Origin of the sequence: Nostoc sp. ATCC 53789, from assembly GCF_009873495.1 — a bacterium.
In the GTDB taxonomy this organism is placed as follows: domain Bacteria; phylum Cyanobacteriota; class Cyanobacteriia; order Cyanobacteriales; family Nostocaceae; genus Nostoc; species Nostoc muscorum_A.
In genome coordinates this window covers 6,764,747-6,790,050 of record NZ_CP046703.1, presented here as the reverse complement: position 1 = coordinate 6,790,050, position 25,304 = coordinate 6,764,747, and the positions used below count along the sequence as shown (strand labels likewise).

18 protein-coding genes are annotated in these 25,304 nt (G+C 41.1%); 7 read left to right on the top strand and 11 right to left on the bottom strand.

Annotation, left to right across the window (positions count from 1 at the left end):
* Nucleotides 1-13 precede the first annotated feature (13 nt).
* Nucleotides 14-181, top strand: coding sequence for a hypothetical protein (locus GJB62_RS28115; protein WP_159402600.1), 168 nt, complete (start codon nucleotides 14-16; stop codon nucleotides 179-181).
* 1,263 nt (nucleotides 182-1,444) lie between these two features.
* Nucleotides 1,445-3,589, top strand: a complete 2,145-nt coding sequence (locus GJB62_RS28105; protein WP_114080835.1) for a calcium-binding protein — start codon at nucleotides 1,445-1,447, stop codon at nucleotides 3,587-3,589.
* A 123-nt stretch (nucleotides 3,590-3,712) separates the two neighbouring features.
* Here the strand turns inward: GJB62_RS28105 and GJB62_RS28100 are convergent, their stop codons facing one another.
* Nucleotides 3,713-4,735, bottom strand: coding sequence for a tRNA-dihydrouridine synthase family protein (locus tag GJB62_RS28100; RefSeq protein WP_114080834.1), 1,023 nt, complete (start codon nucleotides 4,733-4,735; stop codon nucleotides 3,713-3,715).
* Nucleotides 4,736-4,889: 154 nt separating this feature from the next.
* Entirely contained in the window at nucleotides 4,890-5,336 is a 447-nt protein-coding gene (locus tag GJB62_RS28095; protein WP_114080833.1) for a molybdopterin-binding protein, read from the bottom strand.
* A 372-nt stretch (nucleotides 5,337-5,708) separates the two neighbouring features.
* Here GJB62_RS28095 and GJB62_RS28085 point away from each other — a divergent pair, with 372 nt between their 5' ends.
* Nucleotides 5,709-6,506: a hypothetical protein gene (locus GJB62_RS28085; RefSeq protein ID WP_114080832.1), complete on the top strand. Its 798-nt coding sequence runs from the start codon at nucleotides 5,709-5,711 to the stop codon at nucleotides 6,504-6,506.
* A gap of 5 nt (nucleotides 6,507-6,511) precedes the next feature.
* On the opposite strand, the gene GJB62_RS37655 is transcribed toward GJB62_RS28085, so the two are convergent.
* Nucleotides 6,512-6,670: a DUF4351 domain-containing protein gene (locus GJB62_RS37655; protein ID WP_245246203.1), complete on the bottom strand. Its 159-nt coding sequence runs from the start codon at nucleotides 6,668-6,670 to the stop codon at nucleotides 6,512-6,514.
* 339 nt (nucleotides 6,671-7,009) lie between these two features.
* Entirely contained in the window at nucleotides 7,010-7,564 is a 555-nt protein-coding gene (locus GJB62_RS28075; RefSeq protein WP_114080831.1) for a cupin domain-containing protein, read from the bottom strand.
* A 286-nt stretch (nucleotides 7,565-7,850) separates the two neighbouring features.
* On the opposite strand from GJB62_RS28075, the gene GJB62_RS28070 reads away from it, so the two are divergent.
* The gene (locus GJB62_RS28070; RefSeq protein ID WP_114080830.1) at nucleotides 7,851-9,296 is read left to right on the top strand and encodes a deoxyribodipyrimidine photo-lyase, 8-HDF type; all 1,446 of its coding nucleotides are present in this window, start codon (nucleotides 7,851-7,853) and stop codon (nucleotides 9,294-9,296) included.
* A gap of 383 nt (nucleotides 9,297-9,679) precedes the next feature.
* Complete coding sequence (locus GJB62_RS28065) at nucleotides 9,680-11,893, top strand: bluetail domain-containing putative surface protein (RefSeq protein ID WP_114080829.1); 2,214 nt, start codon at nucleotides 9,680-9,682, stop codon at nucleotides 11,891-11,893.
* A gap of 255 nt (nucleotides 11,894-12,148) precedes the next feature.
* On the opposite strand, the gene GJB62_RS28060 is transcribed toward GJB62_RS28065, so the two are convergent.
* From GJB62_RS28060 to GJB62_RS28030, 7 genes are all read right to left on the bottom strand, one after another.
* The gene (locus tag GJB62_RS28060; RefSeq protein WP_114080828.1) at nucleotides 12,149-13,126 is read right to left on the bottom strand and encodes a hypothetical protein; all 978 of its coding nucleotides are present in this window, start codon (nucleotides 13,124-13,126) and stop codon (nucleotides 12,149-12,151) included.
* Between the two features lie 154 nt (nucleotides 13,127-13,280).
* On the bottom strand, nucleotides 13,281-14,501 hold the full coding sequence (locus tag GJB62_RS28055) for an MFS transporter (RefSeq protein WP_114080827.1): 1,221 nt from the start codon (nucleotides 14,499-14,501) through the stop codon (nucleotides 13,281-13,283).
* A gap of 873 nt (nucleotides 14,502-15,374) precedes the next feature.
* Entirely contained in the window at nucleotides 15,375-16,181 is an 807-nt protein-coding gene (locus GJB62_RS28050) for a hypothetical protein (protein WP_114080937.1), read from the bottom strand.
* Between the two features lie 672 nt (nucleotides 16,182-16,853).
* Nucleotides 16,854-19,526, bottom strand: a complete 2,673-nt coding sequence (locus tag GJB62_RS28045; RefSeq protein ID WP_114080826.1) for a calcium-binding protein — start codon at nucleotides 19,524-19,526, stop codon at nucleotides 16,854-16,856.
* 800 nt (nucleotides 19,527-20,326) lie between these two features.
* Nucleotides 20,327-22,090 (bottom strand): Rieske (2Fe-2S) protein, encoded by a 1,764-nt coding sequence (locus tag GJB62_RS28040; protein WP_114080825.1) that lies wholly within the window; start codon nucleotides 22,088-22,090, stop codon nucleotides 20,327-20,329.
* Between the two features lie 181 nt (nucleotides 22,091-22,271).
* The gene (locus GJB62_RS28035) at nucleotides 22,272-22,652 is read right to left on the bottom strand and encodes a hypothetical protein (protein ID WP_114080824.1); all 381 of its coding nucleotides are present in this window, start codon (nucleotides 22,650-22,652) and stop codon (nucleotides 22,272-22,274) included.
* Nucleotides 22,653-22,737: 85 nt separating this feature from the next.
* A complete protein-coding gene (locus GJB62_RS28030; protein WP_114080823.1) occupies nucleotides 22,738-23,679 on the bottom strand; it encodes a M48 family peptidase in 942 nt (313 codons plus the stop codon).
* A 508-nt stretch (nucleotides 23,680-24,187) separates the two neighbouring features.
* On the opposite strand from GJB62_RS28030, the gene GJB62_RS28025 reads away from it, so the two are divergent.
* Together GJB62_RS28025 and GJB62_RS28020 are read left to right on the top strand one after the other, a co-directional pair.
* Nucleotides 24,188-24,688 (top strand): helix-turn-helix domain-containing protein, encoded by a 501-nt coding sequence (locus GJB62_RS28025; RefSeq protein WP_114081708.1) that lies wholly within the window; start codon nucleotides 24,188-24,190, stop codon nucleotides 24,686-24,688.
* Nucleotides 24,689-24,753: 65 nt separating this feature from the next.
* Entirely contained in the window at nucleotides 24,754-25,248 is a 495-nt protein-coding gene (locus GJB62_RS28020) for an IS630 family transposase (RefSeq protein ID WP_245246029.1), read from the top strand.
* The last annotated feature ends 56 nt before the right edge of the window (nucleotides 25,249-25,304 follow it).

Sequence of the window (25,304 nt, the reverse complement as noted above, 5' to 3'; positions counted from 1 at the left end):
TGCATTCTAGATTTTGAGCAATAGACTGGCAATTGCAATTAGCGATCGCCTATCTTTGTCATCTGGATTTTCTAGAATACTGTACCAAAAAGCTTTGGAAATTGCTCAACTCAGTTTAGAAGTAAATCATCTCAACACTATCCATTTATACCTTTGTATAACTGTTGCTTCTGTCACCTGACGATAATGAACTAATGTGAATTGCGATCGCAATCCTTTTGGGCATCTCTGCATCTGTAATTTTGGTAAGCGATCGCGATTATTGCACAGATATGATCTATTACCAGGCGTAGGCTAGCAAGAACCGCAGGCATCGCAGCGCTCAAAAATAAAAAGATGTATTTTATCAATCTTTCAAGCATCTTGAGGTTTCCTACTTTGAAAGCTTCGGCTCAAACTTCTTTGTGACTGCTATGTGCAAAATCTTGACTATAAACTCTGAAAATATGAAGAACACACTAAGAGGATTTTTTAGCACATAAGTAGGTCGGCAGAAAAATTTACAAGTATGTAACAACAAATTAATCATGTTTCAGGCATTCTTCCAAAAAAACTATGTCTGACTCCTTGCATTTTGGTCTTCTTCCTCGAAGAAAGTTTATACCAAAGTCTTTGTAGACCAAGCTTTTCCCGTTTATCAAAACAGAATTTAGAAGTCAGGATTCATCCTTAATTCTGTATGATTGGCGGATAACACAGCGTCTCGTAGAGATCATCTTGATTATGACCAGAGTAACGGAAACGTCTTTGTTAGCGTAGCGGAGCGTAGCCCATTTTGATTTCTTCTTCGAACCGATTGCGATTTATTTATCTTTACATAGTTTACTTTTTTTACGACTATTTACTCACATATCTCTCCTACAATGTAAAGAGTATGCAAAGATACTTTTTGAAGTATAGACATACAAGCAAACTTCAGTATTTAGTTAGTATCAGGTTATTTAAATGTTCTCTCTTTTTAAGCTAGACACCCACAGTCAATAGCCCACAACGAGGGGATAAAAATAACCTTCTGTATCAAGAGTTAACTGTTCCCTATTTTCAAGACACTAGGATTTACGCATTGACAAAAAAATTAAAGTATGAAGTGTGATTTTCAGGCATTTAAGCTTGATTTTGTGATGTTTTTGCAAGAATGCCTAAGTTGGGGCTGCGCCTAAGGTATTTAATCAAGGATGCTTATAAAAAGCCTGAAATGAACTATTTGAGTTCATGCACAAAGTCATTAATTTGTACAGTGCATGAGATTTTGATATGTAGATAGGTGCTAGTTGCAATCTGCTCAACAGTGTGGATTTTCAAGAAAAATTACTGTCCCTCCAGAGGGAAATCAAAATATGTCGAAAGTATCAACTCTCGGCGGGTTTTTGTGTTCTAAAACAGTACTAATTCAGGGCTGAGAAATTTAAATTTACGGGAATATCGATTAAGAAAGGTAAAAGTTATGACAAATATCATTGGAACTAACAGTAATGATACTCTACTGGGCAGTAATGACGCTGACATAATTAACAGTAAAGTAGGCAACGATACCATTACAGCTCAACAGGGCGATGACACTCTGACTGGTGGTGGCGGCAAGGATAAATTTATTTACAACTTGGGTGATGGGACTGATACTATCACTGATTTTGGTGGCATAGGTAAAGGAACAAACCCGACAGCAGCAGTTATTGCCGAAGTGGATACGATCAAATTCCAGGGTGCTGATTTGACTGCCCAAAATCTGTTGCTTACCCAGAATGGTAACAATCTGGAAATTACCTTTGATGGGGTTGCTAATACCAAAACGATTCTAAAAAACTTCAAATTAGAAAACCTCGATAACCTGAAAGCTTCTGGAAACAGACCAGCTATTGGTAATATCCTGTTTGATGGGCAAACTAGCATCACCGATAGTTTTGATGTCTTTGATGCCAACTCCACTGCAACTAGCGTGTTCAACAAGAACACGGTGACTTTCCTCAATGACCTCGACAACAACGTTACAGGTTTAGATAACTCAAATGATGTCATCAATGGTCAGGGCGGGAATGACCGCATCGACGGCAAGAGTGGCAACGACTTGCTGCGGGGTGGTACGGGAAATGATACTCTCATTGGCGGTGCGGGGAACGATACCCTTATTGGTGATACTGGCAATGATTCCCTCGACGGTGGTGCTGGTAATGACTTGCTACGGGGTGGTGCAGGGAACAATATCCTCAACGGTGGTGCTGGTGACGATAACTTGAATGTTGACTCTTCAGCAGGCAATAATCTCTTGTTTGGTGGCGATGGCAATGATAGTCTCTCGGCATTAGGGGACTACGAAGGTAATGTGGTGTCTGGTAATAACACTCTCAAGGGTGGCGCTGGTAACGATACCTTGATTGCTGACGGTTCCGCAGGTGATAACTTACTGGATGGTTCCAATGGCAATGATTATCTCTCTGCCTCTAGTGGCTACTACGACCCTAGAGTGTCTGGCAATAACACCCTCAACGGAGGCGTTGGTAACGATACCTTGAGTGCCTTACTTTCAACAGGTAAGAACTTCCTAGATGGTGGTGATAATAACGATTATCTCTCTATCAATCTTTCCTCTGGTAATAACACCCTCAACGGTGGTGCTGGTGACGATTACTTGAGTGCTAATATTTCAACAGGCAATAATCTGCTGTCTGGTGGCGATGGCAATGACTCTCTCTTTGCCTCTGAATTTGAGGGCTATAGGTTTGATAACACTTCAGGGAATAACACCCTTAACGGTGGTGCTGGTAGCGATTACTTAAATGTTAACTATTCACGAGGCAATAATCTGCTTTCTGGTGGAGATGGCAATGATTCTCTCTCCGGTTCTAGCTACGGCCGCGGCTTCGGAGGAGCTTTTTATAACACTACTGGAAATAACACCCTTAATGGTGGTGCTGGTGACGATAATTTGAATGTTGATTATTCAACGGGCAATAATCTACTCAATGGAGATAATGGCAATGATTATCTCTCAGCCTCTGGCTACGAATACGACAATTCCGGCGACGAAAAAGGAGTTTATCGCAGGGCATCAGGCAATAATACGCTCAACGGTGGCGCTGGTGCTGATAAATTGATTGTTGATTATTCAACAGGCAATAACTTACTCTTGGGGGGTGATGATAATGATTACATCTCTGCATTTGGCGCATTAGGGAATAATACCCTTAGCGGTGGTAATGGAGATGACACCCTCAAAGGTGGTAATGGAAATGATATCCTGACAGGTGGTTTTGGTAATGATACCCTAACAGGTGGTTTTGGCAATGATACCTTTGTTTTCAATGGCTTTAATCAAGGTATTGATCGTCTTTATGACTTCAACGTAACTAATGACCGGATTCAGGTATCGGCTGCTGATTTTGGTGGCGGGTTATCAATAGGTTCACTTCAGCAAAATCAGTTTATCGTTGGAACATCTGCAACGACAAGCAATCAACGGTTTATCTATGATTTTTCTACAGGTGGACTGTTCTTTGACCAAGATGGCAGTGCATCTGCCTTTAATCAGGTAAAATTTGCCCAATTATCTGCTGGATTGTCACTAACCAACGACAAAATTATTGTTGCTTAATGATGATTGACACTCTTCCATAAATAAACAGCACAGAGAGATTGCGAGGTACTATTTTCAGCACCTCGCATTCGTATTCAGAAAGCGTCAAAAATGCCTATTTCAAATAGTTGCCATAGTTACTTAAACGCTCAAGGAGGGTGCTAGGGCTAAAGTTTTCGTCAGATCGGCAAGGAGAACGCGATCGCAGAGGTTAAACAATTCTATCTCGGTCTGCGTCTGTCGCATCAGCCGCAGGAAATGACCTTCAGTGTCAACACTCAGGGCAATGTAGTTGAGGAACATTTTCAGATAGCCTACACGCGATCGCTCTGGCATAGTTGCTGCTGTGGGGGTCTGCCATAAACGATCAATATAGTTGCGTACTTCTACTAAAGGAACGGGTGCGATCGGCTCGAAGCGCAAAGCTTGCCGAATTTGATTAAAAATCCAAGGATTGCCAATCGCCCAGCGCCCTATCATCACACCAGCTGCGCCCGTTTGAGAAAGCACTTCAATAGCAGTTTTTGCAGAGTTGATATTGCCATTGGCAAGCACTGGACAATCGACTCGTCTAACCGCTTCAGCAATCAAATCATATCTCACTGCCCCGTGGTACATATCTTTCACTGTGCGACCATGCAAACTCAATAAATCAATGTTGTGGCGATTGATTATATCTAGAATTTTGTAAAAGTTATCTGTATTTTCAAAGCCTACGCGCATCTTGACAGTCAAAGGGCGATCGTTCACTGCCTGCCGCAATTCTGCTAAAATCCGATCTACTTTTTCTGGTGAGAGCAACAATCCACCCCCAACATTTTTGCGATAGATTCTAGGTGCTGGACAGCCCATATTCAAATCAACTCCAGCGATATTATAGCGACAGAGATCAATTGCTGTTCTTACTAAGTCTGGAATGCTTTCGCCAATCATTTGAGCAAAAACAGGGCGACCCGTGTCGTTTTCGGTGATTGCTGCCAGAATGTTACGATTGAGCCGTGAGGTATCATTGACGCGGAAATACTCGGTGAAGAAGTAGTCAGGGCTGCCGTAGTGGGCAATGACCTTCATAAACCAGAGGTTTGTCACATCCTGCATGGGCGCAAGAGCGGTGAGGGGTAGGTATGGATGGAGCGATTGGGGGAGCGATACCTGGGACGACATGAATATGAGAGCGTTTGACAAAGCATCACTCTATCAAAAAATGCTTACTAAAAGTTGTAACCTTCGTCAGTTTTGCTGTGGGTGTAGATGCGATATCTACGACGGGCTACGCCTACGCTGACATTTAATACCCAACGCCTAAAATCCCGTATTTTTATTCTCTAGCAATGACAATATCGTTCGACTTAATCACTGCATAAGCTTCTTTTCCCTCAGATAGTTCTAACTCTTCTGCCGAAGCTCTGGTGATAATTGAGGTTAATTCTACTTTATGAATAATTTCCAGAGTTATCTCACTATTAACTGCTCCATAAACAACTCGTTTAACAACACCTTTAAGAATATTACGAGAGCTAACTTTTAGTGATTTCTTGGGAATAGTACTTTCTATATCAGGCTTTTGAGTATAGTAGATATCTTCCTGTTTTTCTTGCTGAGTTGGTGGTAGTACTGTTCCTGACGAGTGCTGAGGGAGACTACGCACGAGTTCCCGCAAAATCTCAGTCTTGGTGCGTTGAGACTGTTCGCAGAACTCCTCTAGAATCTTCCGCTCGTCCTCTGAGGTTTGAAATGTAACCCATCCTTGTTCTTTTCTTGGCATAATAATATTATTTATCAATTTTGGTTATCGTTGGTAAAATTCTACCAACTATCAATTCGATATGTCGTTTTAGTAATAACATTTTTTTGCGAGAATTTTCGGCATTTTTAGCAAAATTAATCAACTAATCTGATCCAAATAACTACATAAATATTTATTTTTTTGTAGTTGCAAAATATTTTATTCCTTGAAAATGTCTAAGCGTCACTATCTTTATAATAACTAGGATAGTATGATATTGGTCTATGGTATTTGTCGAGATAGCGATTGCAGGGGTAATCTGGCAGAAAATTCCACTGGCGTAGGCGTAGCCCGTCGCAGACATCGCGTGAGTGCCCTAGGATTATCTAAGCGTAAGTTCACAACCGGAGGATGAAACACCTAAAATCGCGTTCTCAAGACCTGCGGAGTTTATTTGAGAACAATATCACCATTGAATATGTGGCAGAACCCCTCAAAGCTATGCCAGCTAATGCGGAGGTGACAGAAGTGCTGCATTGGATGCAGGCACAAAATTTTGATGTTATCGGCGTTGAGACAGGAGATATTATAAGCGGTTATGTAGAACGCTCTAGTTTGATTCAAGGCAAAGAAGGCAAGTGTGGCGACTATCAACGGGTGTTTCATCCCAAAGAACTAATAGCCATTTCTACCCCACTGATAAAGTTGCTACCCATCCTACAACAAACTCCGCGATTGTTTGTCTTGGACTGCAATCAGGTAAGTGGTATTATTACCTGTGGCGACTTGCAGAAAGCACCCGCGCGAATGCTGCTGTTTGGCTTGGTAACGCTCCTAGAAATGAATTTGCTGCGCCTGGTGCGGATTTACTATCCTCAAGATTCTTGGCAAAAAGTCCTCAAACCTGAGCGCTTAGAGGTTGCTCAACGGTTATGGCGAGAGAGTCAGGAAAGAAACGAAGCTACGGATTTGTTAGATTATCTGCAATTCTGTGATAAGCGAGAGTTGATTTTAAATCAGCCAGAACTTCTCCAGCAACTGGGATTAAAATCCAAACGGTTTGGTGAACGCTTCCTAAAGTCTGCTGAACAGTTGCGAAACCGATTAGCTCACGCCCAAAATCTAGTTAGTGGCTCCTCTTGGACAGAGTTGATTTCTCTAGCAGAGGCAATGGAAACGCTGTTAATTCTCTGTGAGGAAGTTGAGTGAATCTTTCAGCTTTGCACTACATTATTTAACCATTTTGTCAAGTCAGATGATGTGGAAAAATCTAATAGCGCCTCACTTAAATCTTCTAATTGAGTAAGAGAATTGAGTTTAGAGTTAAAGCAGTGAACTACCCCGCCGCCGTAAGACGGACGGGGCTTCCCAATTCATCGGGAACAGTCTCCAGGACTTCGTAGTACCAGAAAGTCTAACATTCCCTCCAAGGGCAGGAGTCCTGGTTCCCAAGACCCAAATCTTTTTCTTGCAACATATACCTGTTAGCTTGGTTTTCGCTTATGGCATTGATGGTCAAGACCAAATAATTCTATCAGAAAATTTTCTCCCAAGGGGAGACGGCAAGGGCGATGACGAATCCCCCCGCTCACAATACCTATCATTAGAGTACATTGAACGCAAATAGCGTCTCGCAGAGAAGGTGGGGACTTCTGCGACACGTTAAAGCATTAAGTAAGAAATATCAGAGTTGGCAATAATGTAACTGAGCTTTAACTTGGCTTGTTGAGTGAATCACTAACTTGAGTACCCGTATAATTGGGAACCCAACCCTCGGCTATTGCAAAATAGCGTACTGCTTTGAAATTCAACGACGCACTTGGACTGCACCAATGCTCAACCTCGGCGGGGATGTAAAGATAGTCTTGTGCCTGAACTAAAAGCTGTACCTGACTGCCATCAGGTCGTACAAAGCCATAGATCATTTCTCCTGCTAACACGTAGAGGGGTTCAGGCGCAGGATGAGTATGGTAACGGCTGTAGGTTGCTATCAGATGGTGAAGATTAAAGGAACCTGGATGCACATTTAGCAAGTCACACCAGATAGCACCATTTTCTTGCTGAAGAAATTCAAAAACGCTGTTATGGAGTTCTACACAATAACGTTTCTCAGACTCAGTTAAAACGTCCTGGCTTAACAGATTGGGGAAGAGTAGCGATGTTCCTGGGTCGTAGTGTCTGAGTTGAATGCCAAAAGGCGCAAGTTCACGAGCTATTTCGCCTAAATCGCTCTCAATCGTACCGTCATCAAGTAGTAGGTTAGCCATGACAAAAAGACTAATTAACTGTTAAGAAGAGTATACTCTATCTTTGAGCTAAAAAGCCACTATTCCCGACTGACAAACCGGGGAATGGGGCAGAGGGACAAGGGGACAAGGGGACAAGAAGTGAGAACTTGAAACAAGTCTTTCCCCTTGTCCCCAATTCTCCTTGTCCCCAAGTCCTCTTCCCAATGCCCAATGCCCATTTACAGAATATAATTTATCGCCAGAATGATGTTCATTGGTACCACTAGCATCTAAGCTAGTACGGGTGAACTATATACAGCATAGAATGTCTGACTTAATTCTGTTTTGGCATCGGCGCGATTTACGCATTTCTGACAATACGGGGCTGGCTGCGGCAAAACGGCAAAGTCCAAAGGTGGTGGGCGTGTTTTGCCTCGATCCACATATTCTAGAACGGGATGATGTTGCTACTGTGAGAGTAACTTATATGATTGGCTGTTTGCAGAAACTCCAAGAGCGATATGCTCAAGTTGGTAGCCAGTTGTTAATACTCCACGCTGATCCTGTACAAGCTATACCAGCTTTAGCAAAGGCAATAAACGCCAAAGCTGTTTTTTGGAATTGGGATGTAGAACCTTATTCACAAGAACGCGATCGCACCATTATAAATGCCCTCAAAGAAAAAGGTATTGAGTTTCTTAATCAAAACTGGGATCAAATCCTCAATTCCCCAGATGAGATCCGCACAGGTGGTAACAGTCCATACACGGTTTATACCCCCTTCTGGAAAAATTGGATTATCAAACCGAAAGCGAACCCAGTTGAAACACTGCAAAATGTTGAGGGATTAACAGAAGCTGAACAAGAAATTGCCAAACTTGCGGGTTCTGTGACATTACCTTCAGCTAAAGATTTAGGGTTTATTTGGGATGGAGAATTGATTATTGCACCAGGAGAGGCGGCGGCGCAAGAAAAATTAGAAGAATTTACTTATAAAGCGATTACTGAATACCAAGAACAGCGAAATTACCCCGCAGTTGATGGCACATCACAACTGAGTGCAGCTTTAAAATTTGGGGTAATTGGCATTCGCACCGTTTGGCAAGCAACCATAGAAGCACTGGAAAATAGTCGTAGTGAGGAAACAGCAGTTAATATCCGCACATGGCAACAGGAATTAGCTTGGCGGGAGTTTTATCAACACGCAATGTATAACTTCCCGGAATTAGCCGATGGTGCTTTCCGCGACACCTTTAAGAACTTTCCTTGGGAAACTAATGAAGAACATTTCCAAGCTTGGTGTGAAGGAAGAACTGGCTACCCTATTGTGGATGCAGCAATGCGCCAGATGAATGAAAGTGGCTGGATGCACAACCGTTGTCGAATGATTGTTGCTAGTTTCCTCACTAAAGACTTGCTAATTAATCCCCAATTGGGAGAAAAATACTTTATGCAGAAGTTGATTGATGGAGATTTGTCTGCTAATAATGGCGGTTGGCAATGGAGTGCTTCTAGCGGTATGGACCCCAAACCTGTGCGGATTTTCAATCCAGCCAGTCAAACACAAAAATTCGATCCAGAAGGGGAATATATTCGGCAATGGGTATCAGAATTAAGGTCTGTAGATACAGAATATTTAGTTACTGGGAAAATTCCACCTTTAGAACGTCATGCTGTTGGCTATCCTGACCCAATTGTGGATCATAAAATACAACAAAACCAGTTTAAACTGCGTTATCAACAACAAAAAAATATTAGTGGTGGTGAGTAAAATAGTGAGTTTTCTAATGTTTATTTAAGGTTGAGATTGGATTGTCAAGTATTTCCAATAATTGAAGGAGGCAGAGGGTAGAAGGTTCATAATTTTAGTTCTCATGATCGTCTAATTCATTATGTAATTGGTTGTTGTGGGTGCGGATTTAGCTCCCACCTAAAACACTCTGTTGCCCGTTAAGAATTCTCTCTTTAATGCGTTAGTGCAGGTTGCCGTAGGCATCGCTATACGTCTAGAATTTAGAGTAACTTTATTGAAGTTCAGCAAATATGAATTTTAAATAAACTCTGAATAATTTTTAAATTAAAGTTTTATATCTCTCTAGACTAAGTAGTACTACAGAAAATAACTCTAATAAAACAGATAAGGAAAACTAATTTATGACCTTAACCACAACTTACACTTACGATGCCGATCGCAAAGTGATATCTGAGAAGACAGACAACAACAGTGATGGGATAGTAGACTCCGTTATTACCTACAGCTATAACCGGACATACAGCAGCATTGATAGCAACGGCGACGGCAAAATTGATTATGTCGAAACCTCTACTTATGATGCCAAGGGCAACTGGACATCCTATAGCATTGATAGCAACGGCGACGGCAAAGTTGATTATGTCGCAACCTTTACTTATGATACCAAGGGCAACCGGACATCCTATAGCTATGACAGCAACGGCGACGGCAAAGTTGATTATGTCGAAACCTCTACTTATGATGCCAAGGGCAACCGGACATCCTATAGCTATGACAGCAACGGCGACGGCAAAGTTGATTATGTCGAAACCTCTACTTATGATGCCAAGGGCAACGTGACATCCTATAGCATTGATAGCAACGGCGACGGCAAAGTTGATTTTGTCCAAACCTCTACTTATGATGCCAAGGGCAACCAGACATCCTCTAGCGAAGACAGGAACGGCGACGGCAAAGTTGATTATGTCTCAACTTTTACTTATGATGCCAAGGGCAACCAGACATCCTTTAGCAGTGACATCAACGGCGACGGCAAAGTTGATTATGTCGAAACCTCTACTTATGATGCCAAGGGCAACCGGACATCCTATAGCTATGACAGCAACGGCGACGGCAAAGTTGATTTTGTCCAAACCTCTACTTATGATGCCAAGGGCAACCAGACATCCTCGATCAGTGACTTTAACGGCGACGGCAAAGTTGATCGTGTCGACACCTCTACTTATGATGCCAAGGGCAACGTGACATCCTTTAGCAGTGAATTTAACGGCGACGGCAAAGTTGATTATGTCTCAACTTTTACTTATGATGCCAAGGGCAACCGGACATCCTATAGCTATGACAGCAACGGCGACGGCAAAGTTGATTCTGTCTTAACCTCTACTTATGATGCCAAGGGCAACCGGACATCCTATAGCTATGACAGCAACGGCGACGGCAAAGTTGATTATGTCGAAACCTCTACTTATGATGCCAAGGGCAACCGGACATCCTATAGCATTGATAGCAACGGCGACGGCAAAGTTGATTCTGTCTCAACCTCTACTTATGATGCCAAGGGCAACCGGACATCCTATAGCATTGATAGCAACGGCGACGGCAAAGTTGATTATGTCGAAACCTCTACTTATGATGCCAAGGGCAACGTGACATCCCTGAACCTTGACGACAACGGCGACGGCAAAGTTGATTTTGTCTCAACCTCTACTTATGGACGCGCATCCGCTAGCTATGACTTCAACAATGATGGTGTAATTGATGCAGTTGGCATCTACAGCTACGATTTTAGCGGCAAGCTGACATCACAAAAAATTGACAAAAATAATGATGGCATCTTTGATGAAGTCACCGCTTACAGTTACGACGCTAACGGCAAACTCGCTGCACAGATTGCTGACAAAAATAGCGATCGCATCCCTGACGACATTACGACTTTCAACTACGATCGCAATGGCAAACTAATTTCCGCAGATATTGACAAAAATAGTGATGGCATTACTGATGCAGTTGCCACTTATTTTTATGATACCAATGGTCAATTAATCAGCAAAACCACTACAGACGGAAATGTGCCAAACATTACCTTAAACGGTGGTAACGGTGCAGATAAACTCAGTGGTGGGGCTGGTAAGGATCAAATTTCTGGCAAAAACGGCAACGATCAACTCCTTGGATTAGCCGGAAATGACAAGCTAGTCGGTGGTAATGGTAATGACATCCTCAATGGTGGTGCTGGGCGTGATATTCTCACAGGCGGTTGTGGCGCTGATAAATTTGTGTTTAACAGCCTGAGTGATTCGCTGCTGTCTAGCTTTGATAAAATAACTGACTTGAATATTTCTCAAGATAAAATTGATGGGCTGTATGCAGTTAGCGCTGCTAATTTAGTTCAACTTGGCAAAGTTGCAAGTCTAAATCTCTCGGATATACAACAGATATTGACTGTCACTGATTTTGTCGCTAAAGGTGCGGCAACTTTTACCCTTGGTACAGGCAATCATCAGCAGACTTTTCTGGCACTCAACGATAATACTAATGGATTCTCTGCCCTCACGGATGCTGTGATTGAGATTAGTGGCTACAAAGGTAGCTTGAATAATTTAGCAGTTGTCTAAGGTTTTGGCAAAGGTATTAGACATAGGAGTAAAAACCCTTGTAGAGGCGTTGCATTGCAAGCTCTCTACCCCGGATTTCTCACCACATTTCGATAGAGCCTTGTGCAGGGGAGCAGGGGAGAAAGAAGTTGTACTGAGTTCTGCACCTCTGCCCCTCTGCCCCTCAAGCTTGTGAGAAATGTGGGTCTACAAGGGTTTTAGGTAACGCATAATTAATTTTGGGAGATATCTCAAATTATTTTGACGGACATTAAATTACGTCTTCACAGGTACGCGAGAAATTGTCCATAAGATGAGCAGGAAGATTAAGTAAATTGCGCCAACCAGCCCAAACTCAATCAGAGGAATATAGGCTACTTCGTAAATTCTGCCCAAGCCGCGTTCAGTCAGTCCATAAACGGCGAGTACACTAACTAAAAAGGCTCCGTATATAGTACGTTTAGTCAAAATACCCACAGGTAGACCGTGGAGTTGGGTAAGTACTAAAATGCCAAGAAAACCAAAGAGAAATGTTGGCCACTTGCTTTGTCCTAGCATCAAAGATACAACTACACTATGTAAAACCACTGTAATTTCTAAAGTGAATGTCCACCAACGGTTGACATGGGCGCGGTTAAAGATCAACGACGATTGGAGCAGAAGCAAGAACATATAGAGAAAACCAATTAAGTGCCCTACAGTCGCTTCCATTGGATGATACCAGAAGGTGTAGATGGCGGCGAAGGAGAAAAAGTAGCCGTGGTACAGCTTGATAATTTGCAAAAACTGTTGATGGAATGGAACAGAATTGCCAAAAAACAAACCGCGTCGAGGTGTTTCTAAAATCAGTACGAACACCAGTAACAGTACAACTGCACCTTGAGAAGCCCAAATTGAAGTATCTTGAGCAAGAGCATCATACCAAATGTAGGTCTGGAGGAAGTGTAAAGCGATAAATATACCATTGATGGCAAGCATGAGGTAATTTATCGGGTGCAGGGCTGATTTGTATCTCAACTGCGATCGCTGCGCCCACAAGATACACGCCCAGATGCTAAACTGATGCCCAATGTACATACCCCAAGCTGTCGTTCGACTCCAAAAGGTTGGTTGGGGAAGCTTCCAATAGTACCAGTTTAATCCTTGGTCAGGAAGTTTGACGATGCTTGCAGGAATGCTCCCACCGATCCAAATTGCGTAAGTTAGGAGGATGCTTACAAAGATGCCTAAAAATAATACTCGGCGACCTGTCATATTATTAATTCGTAGTTCGTAATTCGTAATTCGTAATGTTTAATAACAAGGGGAGAATAACCTTCTCAAAGTTCTCCTTTTTAAGGAGCATTTAGGAGGATCTAAAGTTTTGGATACATCAGCAATAACTTTAGATCCTTTAAGACTTGGATTGTCAGGCTATACGTTCTTTGTTTGATTCAGATGCACTTTTAGTAACTCGTAAACTAAGAAACAAAGCTACTATCATTACTAAAAATCCGCTCAAAAAAGGAGAATCACTCCCAAATTTCATAAAACTAATCCCTGCCCAAATTGGCCCAACGATGCGTGCTAAGGCAGAACAAGAACTGGCAATTCCTAATATTTGTCCTTGCTCTTCTGGGGCAGTCATCTGGGAAATTAGGCTATTCAATATTGGTTGACTAACACTAATTCCCCATGCCACAAGTGTAGTAGCGACCAACAATAAACTTAAGCTTTGTGAGAATCCAATTAGCAGTAATCCTAAACCTAACCCTAATATCCCCAAGGTCAGTAATTTGATTTCACCAAAGTTTTTCTTGAGGAATCCGATTAGTCCTCCTTGAACGATTGTGCTAACAATCCCCATGAAAGCAAAAAGATAACTAGTTTGTTGAGGACCCCAATTTAATTGCTGCTTAGACCATAAAGCTAATGTAGAGTCCATAGCTGCAACAGCAAAGGTAACAAAAAAGTAGATGCCTACAAGCACACAAAACTGTGGACGCTGTGACAGTTGTAATAAGTTCAGCCGTCGCCGGCGGTGGCGATTAGCTTGCATCTTGGCTTTAGTTTCAGAATTTAGAGATTCAGGAAGTAACATCAAAGCACAAAGCAATGCAAATAAAGATAATCCACCTGAGAACAACGACGGTAAATGAAAGTTAGCGTTGTCTGGATCTGACCCGATGAGAAGACCTCCAATAGCTGGGCCGAGAATGAAGCCAAGACCAAAAGCTGCTCCGATTATGCCCATACCACGGGCTCGATTAGCTGGCGTAGTAATATCTGCGATGTATGCCTGAGCAGTACTAATATTCCCTGCCATAATCCCCGCAAGACTACGAGCAAGAAACAACATCCATAATGAGTTAGCAAAGCCTAAGCCTGTGTATGCTATTACAGAACCGAATAAGGTCAGTAATAAAACCGGACGACGACCGTAGCGATCGCTAAATCTGCCCCATAATGGTGCAAATAAGAACTGCATTAAAGAATAAATAGCCACAAGTAGAGTGGCTTCATTAGGTTTTGCGCCGAATTGTTCAGCATACAAAGGCAGTATCGGCAGAATAATTCCGAAGCCCAGCAGGTCTATAAATACAGTCAAAAATAAGACCAATATAGGTCTGCTATTATTTTTGCTCTCCATAGTGCAATTCCCTTTTTTAAAAAATATATGTAACTCGGATTGGTTTTATGCACAGCAGGGAATGCTCAATCGTAAAGACCCATTGAATGCAATCAGTAATCAGTTCAAGCAAAATGCGTGTATTTGAGCGTGGTTGAGCGAAATAGCGTGGAATAAACCCATTATGAAAATTAAGCCAGTAATACTACTAATAAAAGCAACTACGATCTCGTGCTTCCGTATAGCTTTTTGTATCTTAGCTTCTATGATGTGTTCGACTTCTTTGTATGACATTAACTTTAATTTGGCTAAAGATCAAAATGTTGCGGAACTTACGTCTGATAGAAGTTGGAGTATGTCTGGAACTTCAAACTTCTTCAATCACGAGCTATTTCGACGCTGTGTGAGCATCAAAATAAGTCGTATTGATCGTGACGTTAACGAGTATTGCTAACATCATTCGTAATTACAATCAGTGCTAGATGATTTCCGTAAAATAAATTACCCGATCGACCTATTGAGCAGGGTAAAGGCATCTAAAGTATAAGAATCCTTTAATAGCAAGGGTTTTGGCTTTTTTTGAGTTAGCCTATTTTTCGTCAATATCCTTATACAGCAAGAATTTCAGAAATCCCGTGCGATCGCCCTGATCTATTGAGTTAGTTGTGATTCCCTAATGGGAAAATGACTGTTTGATCTGGTAATTTCTTATTCAAAAATCTCCTTAGCTCTGGACTAATGACTGATAGCGACACGAGAAAGCGAGTCCACGTACTCATTGCTACGGGGATTTTACTACTCAAAGTGCCTCGGAAAGAGTATGTTGCAGACCACCCAATCAGAGATTTTGGTGTGGGCTACTGTACCCTCTTCCAAATTACGAATTAGAATTAATTATTTGGCTAAGTTACGTTGGCGTAGCTTCAAAACAGCACCAGAAACACCAAAAGCTAATATTGCCAAGGTATAAGTCGATTCGGGAACTGCAAGAATACTTACCTGATTAATGGCCAAACCGAATTGGGGAGCAGAACTACTAAAAACTAGTCGTGAGATGTTTGGAGTGTCACTACGAACTCCCAAGAACACTGCCGAATTATCTAATGCTAAGGACGAAATATTTGGAACTGAGAAACTAGCCAACAGGTTATTGGTGCTATCAAAAGCGTTGAGAAAAGTTTCAATTTTCAATTTACTACTGTCTATAGCTATCTGAGCCCCAGCGCCGAAAACAGGCTGGGCAAAACTAATTGTTAAAGGTTCACCGTTACCCTTAGTACCAGGATCAGGAGTACCAGGAGGAAGAGGGATAAAACCTGTTGGATCTATACCTCCAAAGAGAATAAAATCACCTGAAGCGAAGTTACTCCGAATTCCAGGGGAAGGTAAAGTTTGAAAAACAAACGGTGGAGTAACCCGAGGATTATTAGTTGGAGCTATATTTATATCTAACCCTAAACCACCTTGGGATGCTGTTGAGAAAGAATTAGGTAAAAAAACAGAAAAGTCAGGAGCAGAGGGATTGAATACTTTACCCAAACTTCTCCAATTGACTTGATCGTTACCTTCTAAACCTGCACGTTCCGTTACTAAAAATGTAGCTGCATTAACTGGTAATGGGAGAATCGTGACTATACCTGTAATGACGGTTAAATATTTTACAGACAGCTTCTTGAATAATTGATTGATTGTAAATTGCACCAAGCTCACTCCTTAATTTTGTAGAATAATATCATTAAAATAGGATAATTCAACACCAAAAATTAAACAGTATGTTTTTCATGGCAAACGCATCGAATTTATAAAACTCTTACTAAATAAGGCTTTTAGCTAGAAAACAGCCTAAATTATCAAACGCTAACCCCCTTGCTGTTAAAGGATTATTATACCTTAGATGCGTTTACCATAGTGTGTTGGGTCGAGAGATTTGAAGCAACTGCCATATTCAATGAATATGTTGCAAAAACTTTTGGTTTTCCAGTATTTTTCGCACCAAATTATTAGTTAAACATCAAAATTTGGCTTTAAAATCTAGCTTCGAATACCTAACTAATAGAAAAGCGTAAAATTTTAAAAGATAACGCCTGTTTTTGCCGTACAGCAATATTTTCAGGTTTCTAGCAGATTGATTTAGGATATAAAGTACTGAATAACCAAATTTTTTGAGGGCTAGCTGGTGAGAGTTGACACAATTCATACTTTTACCAGCCCAACCTCATTCTGTTTTTGCAACATAACTTTTATCCTGGGGTACAGAGACAATTACTCGTGTCTGTACTACTCTCAATTTGTTATGTGTAAACTAATAGTCAGTACTTCCACAACAAAGGGCAAAAAGCTTTAACTTGTCATGGAGATATAACCCGTAGAACTTTACACTAATTGAATACTCACATTGGATGAGAGATTTTCAATGAAGGCGAATTGATTACCTAAGAAAGACAAGTTACCACTAGAGTTGTCATACGTAAAGTCTCCACTGTTAGTAGTACCAAACCCTGCTTTAGAAACTTGGATTACGTCACTCTGACCAAAGGTGTAATCTTTGATAATGTCAATAGCATCACTTAAGCTATTGAAGATAAACTTATCTGCACCAAAACCACCGGTGAGAATATCGTTACCTTGCCCACCGATGATGGTGTCATTACCGAAGCCACCGGAGATAGTGTCATTACCATCTCTACCTTCTAATCGGTTATTTTGGCTATCGCCAGTAATGCTGTCACTTGCATTTGTACCGATGAGATTATCAAAGTTGAGTACATTAAATGTTATTGTCCCCAGACTAGGAACATTAAGGGCAGAGATAGTTTGCTCCTGTAAGTTAGCGATGACAGATACACCAGCAACAGATTGAGAGGAATCTATGGTGTTATTCGCAACGTTAGCATCAGCAATAACTGTTTCTACTTTAAATACTGTGTCTGTTCCAAAGCCGCCAGCTTTGGTGATTTGTCCTACACCTGATAGGGTGATGGCTTTGCCTAGTTTGCTGTAGTCTGCTGTATCTAGACCATCTCCACCATTAATGCTGTCGTTACCCCGACTGCCCTTGAAAGTATCATCGCCTGCACCACCTATCAATGTGTCATTGCCATCTCCACCATCAATCAGGTCGTTGCCATCTCTACCATCAATCAGGTCATTCCCAGCAAGACCAGATAACTGGTTATTTTGGCCGTCGCCCTTAAGGGAGTCATTGTTAATTGTGCCAATGACATTGGCAAAGTTAACTACATTAAATGTTAATGTTCCCAAACCAGGAACATTAAGGGCAGAGATGGTTTGGGCTTCTAAGTCAGCAACAGCAGCGACCCCAGCCAAAGATTGAGATGTATCTATAGTGTTGTTGGCAACACTGGCATCAGCGATTACCCTATCCACTTTAAAGACTGTATCTTTTCCGAAACCGCCAGCTTTGGTAATTGTCCCTACACCTGAGAGGGTAATAGTTTTACCTAAGCTGCTGTAATCTGCTGTATCAAAGCCATCACCACCATTAATGCTGTCGTCACCTTGACTGCCTCTAAATGTGTCATTGCCGCCATTGCCTGTTAATTTATTATTTTGGCGATCGCCAGCAATGAAGTCATCTTCATTTGTGCCGATTACATCGTCAAAGTTAACTACAGTAAATGGTAATGTCCCTAGACCAGGAACGTTATTAGCTGTCAAAGTTTGACTTTGTAGGTTAACTGTAATCGATACACCAGCTAAAGATGCGGAAGCATCTATAGTGTTATTGGCAACAGTAGAATCAGCAATAATCTTTTCTACATTCAATAGTTGGTCTTGTCCCAATCCACCAGCTTTAGTAACTGTCCCTACTCCTGAGAGGGTAATAGTTTGACCTAGTTTGCTGTAGTCTGCGGTATCTGTACCGACTCCACCATCAATCTTGTCATTGCCCTGACTACCCTTAAAGGTGTCATTACCATTACCACCAAACAACGTATCACTGCCTTCACCACCATCAATGATGTCATTGCCACCTTTACCATCAATCAGGTCATTACCAGCAAGACCAGATAACTGGTTATTTTGACCATCGCCCTTAAGGGTGTCATCGTTAATTGTGCCGATAACGTTGTCAAAGTTAACTACATTAAATGTCAATGTTCCTAAACCAGGAACGTTAAGAGCAGAGATGGTTTGGGCTTCTAAGTCGGCAACAGCAGCTACTCCAGACAAAGATTGAGAGGCATCTATAGTATTGTTGGCAACACTAGCATCAGCAACAACCTTATCTACTTTCAAGAGTTGGTCTTGGCCCAATCCACCAGCTTTGATAACTGTCCCGACACCTGAGAGGGTAATAGTTTTACCTAATTTGCTGTAGTCTGCTGTATCAAAGCCAGCCCCACCATCAATGTTGTCGTTACCCTGACCACCCTTAAAGGTGTCATCGCCATCTCCACCGAACAATGTATCATTGCCATCTCCACCATCAATCAGGTCATTGCCACCTCTACCATCAATCAGGTCGTTGCCAGCTAGACCAGTTAATTGGTTATTTTGGCTGTCGCCTTTAAGGGTGTCATCATTAATCGTGCCGATAACGTTGTCAAAGTTGACTACATTAAATGTCAATGTTCCCAAACCAGGAACGTTAAGAGCAGAGATGGTTTGGGCTTCTAAGTCAGCAACAGCAGCTACCCCAGGCAAAGATTGAGAGGCATCTATAGTGTTGTTGGCAACAGTCGCATCTGCAATTACCCTATCTACTTTAAAGACTGTATCTGTTCCAAAACCCCCAGCTTTGGTAATTGTTCCTACACCTGAGAGGGTAATGTTTTTGCCTAAGTTGCTGTAGTCTGCGGTATCAAAGCCATCACCACCATCAATGCTGTCGTCACCTCGACTGCCCTTGAATGTATCATTGCCGCCATTACCAGCCAAAGTATCGTTGCCATCTCCACCATCAATGATGTCATTTCCAAGGTCCCCGGAGATGTTGTCATTGCCTGCACGACCAGAAATCTGATCGTCACCACTAGTACCCACCAAAAAGTCATTGTTAGGAGTACCAACAATAATGGACATAATGTATAACCTTTATAGTTTTGCAGATCAAATTTATTTGATCGTTGTAATACTCGCATAATACAATGATCGCAATTATAAATTTCTGATGAAATAAGCCTAAATATAATTAATCCTGTTTTATATCTCTGGCGAAATAAAAATACTACTCACTCTGAAATTATTAAAACCTCTTTAAGGCTCTCAAAAATGCCGACACAAAAGTGTTGCAATTTTTGAAACCCAATTAGATACAAAACTTATCATCTGTACAACCTCATCATGATATGTAACGAAAATAGGCTGTTCCAGAATATCCTTATAAGAGCGAATAAGCCTTCTTTAGCGGCAAGCAATGCTGTGCCCCTATGAAAAATGTCGTTTTTCAACTTCTCTATATTTGGTATATCTTGCCAATGAGTAATTCTTAAAATACGTTTTTTAATCAAGATATATTCCACATTGCGCTTAATCTCTTTTTTGAAATTGATTTAGGATTGCTATAGCTATTAGTTATTATCAAAAAACTGTTGTAATAAATTTCCTAGATTTTAATAATCAGTGATTATTTTGACTTGATATTACCTCTAGTAATAGAAAGCAGAGTGTGGGAGATGAGGAGGATGAGGGAGATCAAGATAATAACTCCCAACTCCCAACTCCCTATTCTATTTTTCAATTACTAGAATCATTGGATCTGTTATCATCAGCATTTTGTTTGATAATTACTGATGAATCTTGATGAGCGTTCGTCGTACCCCTACGAGGAAGCAAACTACGCGCAGCGTTTCCGACTCAGAGCAAACGCATCTAATTTTCGGTCACGATTCCTCAAATAAGCGATCGCCCTGATGTAAACGTTCCGCAATTTGATAAGTTTGCCCTTGAGATCGCATTGTCGGAGAATGAGCGGCTAAATACCGAGATGCAGCCACTAGTATATGAATTCCAGCCGAAGTTTGACCGAGGTAAGAATACTGACGAAAAGCGGCTTCTATTTCTTGAATGACATGAAAATCACGGTTTTCTCGCAGCATCAATTTTCCCAGTCTTGCCATCAGTTTTTCAGCACTACCACCACTGTATAAATAGTTAGCAACTAATTGCCCTGTCTGGTTTACTTGTTGCTGACGGTTTAATAAATCTGGTAGCTGCTGGAGTAATTGTTCGGGATTTTCCACAGTGTCTTTAGGTTCTGGCAGGCGTGCTGGTGGGACATTCAAAAAACGATTTAAATACACACTCATCGCTGCATCAAACACACCTCTTAGCACTTCGACTGTTGGTACTCTTCGTAAAGCTTGATGTACGGCATTTGCAAACGTAAATGGATGGTGGGCTGAATTCCAATCTCCAAAGTCATTATTGGTGTGGAAGCGAGCTACTCGTAATGCTGCTGCATAAGTAACTACACCAGCTAATTGTTCTTCAGTACAACCTGCTTCTAGTGCATTCAACAGCGAGTCTGCGATCGCTTGTGGGTCTTCACCTAATAAAATTGGTATTAGTTCATCTGGTTGTGACCAACTTCCTTGTCGAGATTTGCCCACACTTAATGCAGTCGGTAATTGCTCAAAAGCCGACTCTAACATTGCCACCAAATCTACAGGGTAGCGCCAAGAATTGGATTCTTCCATGCGGGAGGCATTGGCTAAACCCGAAACTAGGCTAGCCAGAATTGATTCTGCTGCTTGCCAAGCTATAGCATCAAGTGCTTCTAATGCTTTATTGATAAAATCAAGCGTATGCCCAACATCAAGATAGCGACGATCCGTAGCAGCAGAGAACAGCATATCTGCTATTTTCTTTGAATTAGCTCCTGAACGAATAGCAGAGACTAAACATCTTTGTGCCGCTTCAGCATCCCGCACCTGAATAAATTGGCGAAACCAGTTTTTAAGAGTCGCAAAATCTACTTTCGAGTTGGGTAATGGGTGAACGACAAACTCTGGTGGCGCACCTGCACTATCATTAGCTACTGCTGACAGTCCGTGGAATAAAGCACGGGGTTTGTCTTCTACATCGAGATAAGGTAGTAGATTCATCATACAGGTATGGATAGTCAAACCTGTACTCCAACCTGCTTTGTTATAACGAGTGCCAAATTCTAGCCCCATGAGAAATGGTTCTACCGGATTCACCCCTATATCTAAGAGTGCAAGCGTTGATTTCGCAATCACTAAAGAAATATTCTGCTCTAAACCGTCTTGCAGACGTTGGGAGTGGTGGCTATGAGGGTTAACTAGTGGTGCTAAATTTACCCAAACTTCACCATCACGGATTTCTACTGGGAAACAAGGAACATCATCTGCCCACGAGTCAAACGTTCCACCACTAGCAAGATCAAAGCGGGCATAATGCCAAGGACAGGTAACAATACCATCTTTGCAAGTGCTTCCTTGTAAGGGAAAGCCCATGTGAGGACAACGGTTATCAATTGCGTAAACTGTATTGTTTGAATAAAACAAAGCAATGGTATGCTTTTCCTTGTGGACTAATAAACTGCCTGCTGCCTGAACTTCTGCAAGTTGAGCAACACGGATATAATCGTCTGTTTTCGTTGCACCTTCAAATATTTGAGTCATTTAATTGCACATAGGTAAATGTCAAAACCCTTATTTCTACTCTGACAAAGTTTTTCAGGTTTGAGCATTTGTGCATTCTAATTTTTGTTAACTTTATAATCAGTAGTAAGGCCTACAGCAACCCCTTCGCTTAGAGGCTGTTTGAAAAGTTTTGAGGGGTCAAATTTTATGCTAATCGCCTCTATGTATTTTTTGAAGTTGTTAATAGAGTTTGCTTTTCAAGCAAAGTTTGTAAATCTACAATCAGATTCTCTCCATTTCGCCGCGCCTCCCATAAACCAGAGTAGCGAGAGCCAATGCTCCACTTTCCTTGCATATAATCTTCGTTTTCTGAGACTGTACCTGTGTATGTAACTGGTGAAGGCGAAGTTATTAAATAAAGCTTTGTAAAGCTGATATTACGTCCAATTACCTCACCGCTAACAGTCGCTTCTCCTAAATAGTTATCATCCAAAATAGAACCCTTGAGAACATTTCCACTTTGCACAAAAGTTGCTTCAAATCGACTTGGCATTTCATCTTGCCAGTAAGTTCCTAACCAATTACCATTTATGTCCGCCATAGGAGTTTACAGTAATTTATGTTTTTTAATCTATATTACTATTTTGTATAGCGTTAACGTGCCATAAAAGATTGACTCAACATATTTACGGTCTTGGGCTAGATGCCAACTTTTTCAGCCATACAGATGCTTCTTTGTACAACTTGAACCTGCTTTCATATACACGAAACTCTTTTGTATGAACCATTCTTCTGCCCTGAACCCACTTTATACCGTGGTACTTGTGCAGCAATTCGTGATATAAAACGAATTCAGTAACAAACTCCGGTATATTGGCATTGTCAAGAGTCAAACTTATCACAACACGATCTCTAGCTGTCTCATAATGTCCGAACTTACGGTAAGTGTTAATTTGGCTCCATGCAAGGCGTGGTTTGACAAGATTTGCCGCAAAATATTCGTGGTTCAGTTTATCAAATAAATGATGTAGGTTATAAAATTTACCTTGTGCATTCTCTGCAATTACTTCAGCAATTAAATCAAGTTCTAGTAGTACATCGCTGTATTCTGATGAACTGGCAAACGACCTAATAAGTCGTGTACTATCTTGGCTATTCCCCAAAAGGGCAGATTTGACTACCGCCTGTAAAACTTCTTCTGACGCATTAATAAAACCTTCATTAATCACGATTTTAGCAACGTTACTAGACTTCTTACCCTTGTATAAGAGTGCAAGATTAGTGAATTCAATCATTACTTCGATTGACCCTTGACCATTATTGAGGATTTTTTGAGCGATTTGCCGCACATAATAAGTTCTTTGCAGATGAAGTTTTAGGTTACACTCATCTGTCAAGAACTTCATCCAGGAGTATATTTGGCGGGATGAACTAGTCAGGTTGGCAGGTGTTACTTGCTGCTGGAAGCATATTTTTTCAATTGCTGTCACTGTTTTTACTAAAGTCTCGGTTATTTGTTGTATGTGAGCAGCGTTTGGGGTTGGAGTTGAAGATAAATCGAAAATCTTTTGTAAGATAATATTTTGTTGGATTTTGATGTTTTTTATACTAATAATCTCAATGCTCATCTTATTTGTATAAATCGAATTAGTTAGCAATTTATCTAATTTAATATATTAAAAAATGAGCCTTCCAGATGAATTGAGTGTACCAAAATGTTGACTTGCTCGATATCTGACTTTTACCCTTAAGTCTTCAAAGGCTAGAAGACAATATTATGGCAACTGGTTGAGCAACTTTTGTAAACTATCTTTGCACTAAGTCAAAACTATGTAGAGTATTGTATCTATAATAAGTTACAGCTAATTCTAGCTATAAGTGCAGCTCATAGCGCTTCAAACGTGTGTATCGCTTTCTTTACGCATCAAAGGCGACACGAACAACTAAATTTTATCGGCAACGCAATAGTCTCTATTCTTATTGCTAATATGCTTAATCCGCGATCGCATCGCATATTGTTCAAGTTGTTACTATAACCATCAGTCTGCCGATCGCAGTTTTAGCATTTGGTTTTATACCAATTTAATATGAAGCTGCATATAATAGAGAAAACAAACTCGATAAATTAAAAGAACCATGAGCCGCCCTTTTGAGATTGAAATCGCAGAGAGCGAAGAAGAACTTAAAAAACGCCTACAAACAGCTAATTTAGGGAACCAGAAAGAAAAACTTATTATGCTGTGGTGGATAAAAAGCGGGCAGGCCAAGGAGCAGCAAGATATTGGAAAACGCTTGGCTAAAGATACATCAACGGTGACAAGATGGTTACAAAAATATAGATCGGGTGGGCTAGATGAATTATTGAAAATAAAAAAAGCTCCGGGAGCAAAACGGAAAATTCCTGAAGGAGCGATCACGGCACTTGAAGAGGAGTTAAAAACAGGAAAAGGCTTTAGTAGCTATGGTGCAATAGTAGAGTGGTTAAAGCAAGAGCAGGGGCTTGATATCGAGTATGCAACGGTTTATGCATTGGTTCGATATCGATTAGGGGCAAAACTAAAAGTACCACGTCCTCAAAGCCATAAGCAGGATGAAAAGTTAGTATCTGAGTTTAAAAAAAACTCGGTATCATTCTGAATTGTCTAGAAAAACATCTAGCACCCGGCAAGTGTGTTCGCTACCTGTGCCAGGATGAAACGAGGGTGGGACTGAAAACTCTTACAGGAAAAGTGATTACTGCCTCTGGAGTTAAGCCTACTGTTGAGGTGAAATGGCCACGGGAAAATTTTTGGATTTATGGTGCAATTGAACCATTGACTGGAGATCATTTTCTTTATGAATATCCAAAACTGAATGGCGAGTGTTTTCAACAGTTTTTGGACTGGCTATCTCAACAATTAGGTGGGGATTACGCTATTTTACAGGTTGACCAAGCACCTGCTCATACAAGTTCAGCAATTCGTTGGCCAGAAAATATTATTCCTCTGTTTCAACCACCTTCAGCCCCTGAACTCAATCCCATTGAAAGGCTTTGGCAGCTCCTCAAGAAACCACTCAAAAATCAGCTTTTCTCTTCTTTACAGAATTTACGCGATCGCATCCAAGAAATATTTAATCAACTTACACTTGAGCAGGTAATATCTATCTCTTCTTATAACTTTATTCTCGAAGCTCTTTTCTATGCAGCTTCATATTAAATTGGTATTAAAATCATACAGTTGCCGAAAGATCAGGGTTTATGTAACCTTAAAAC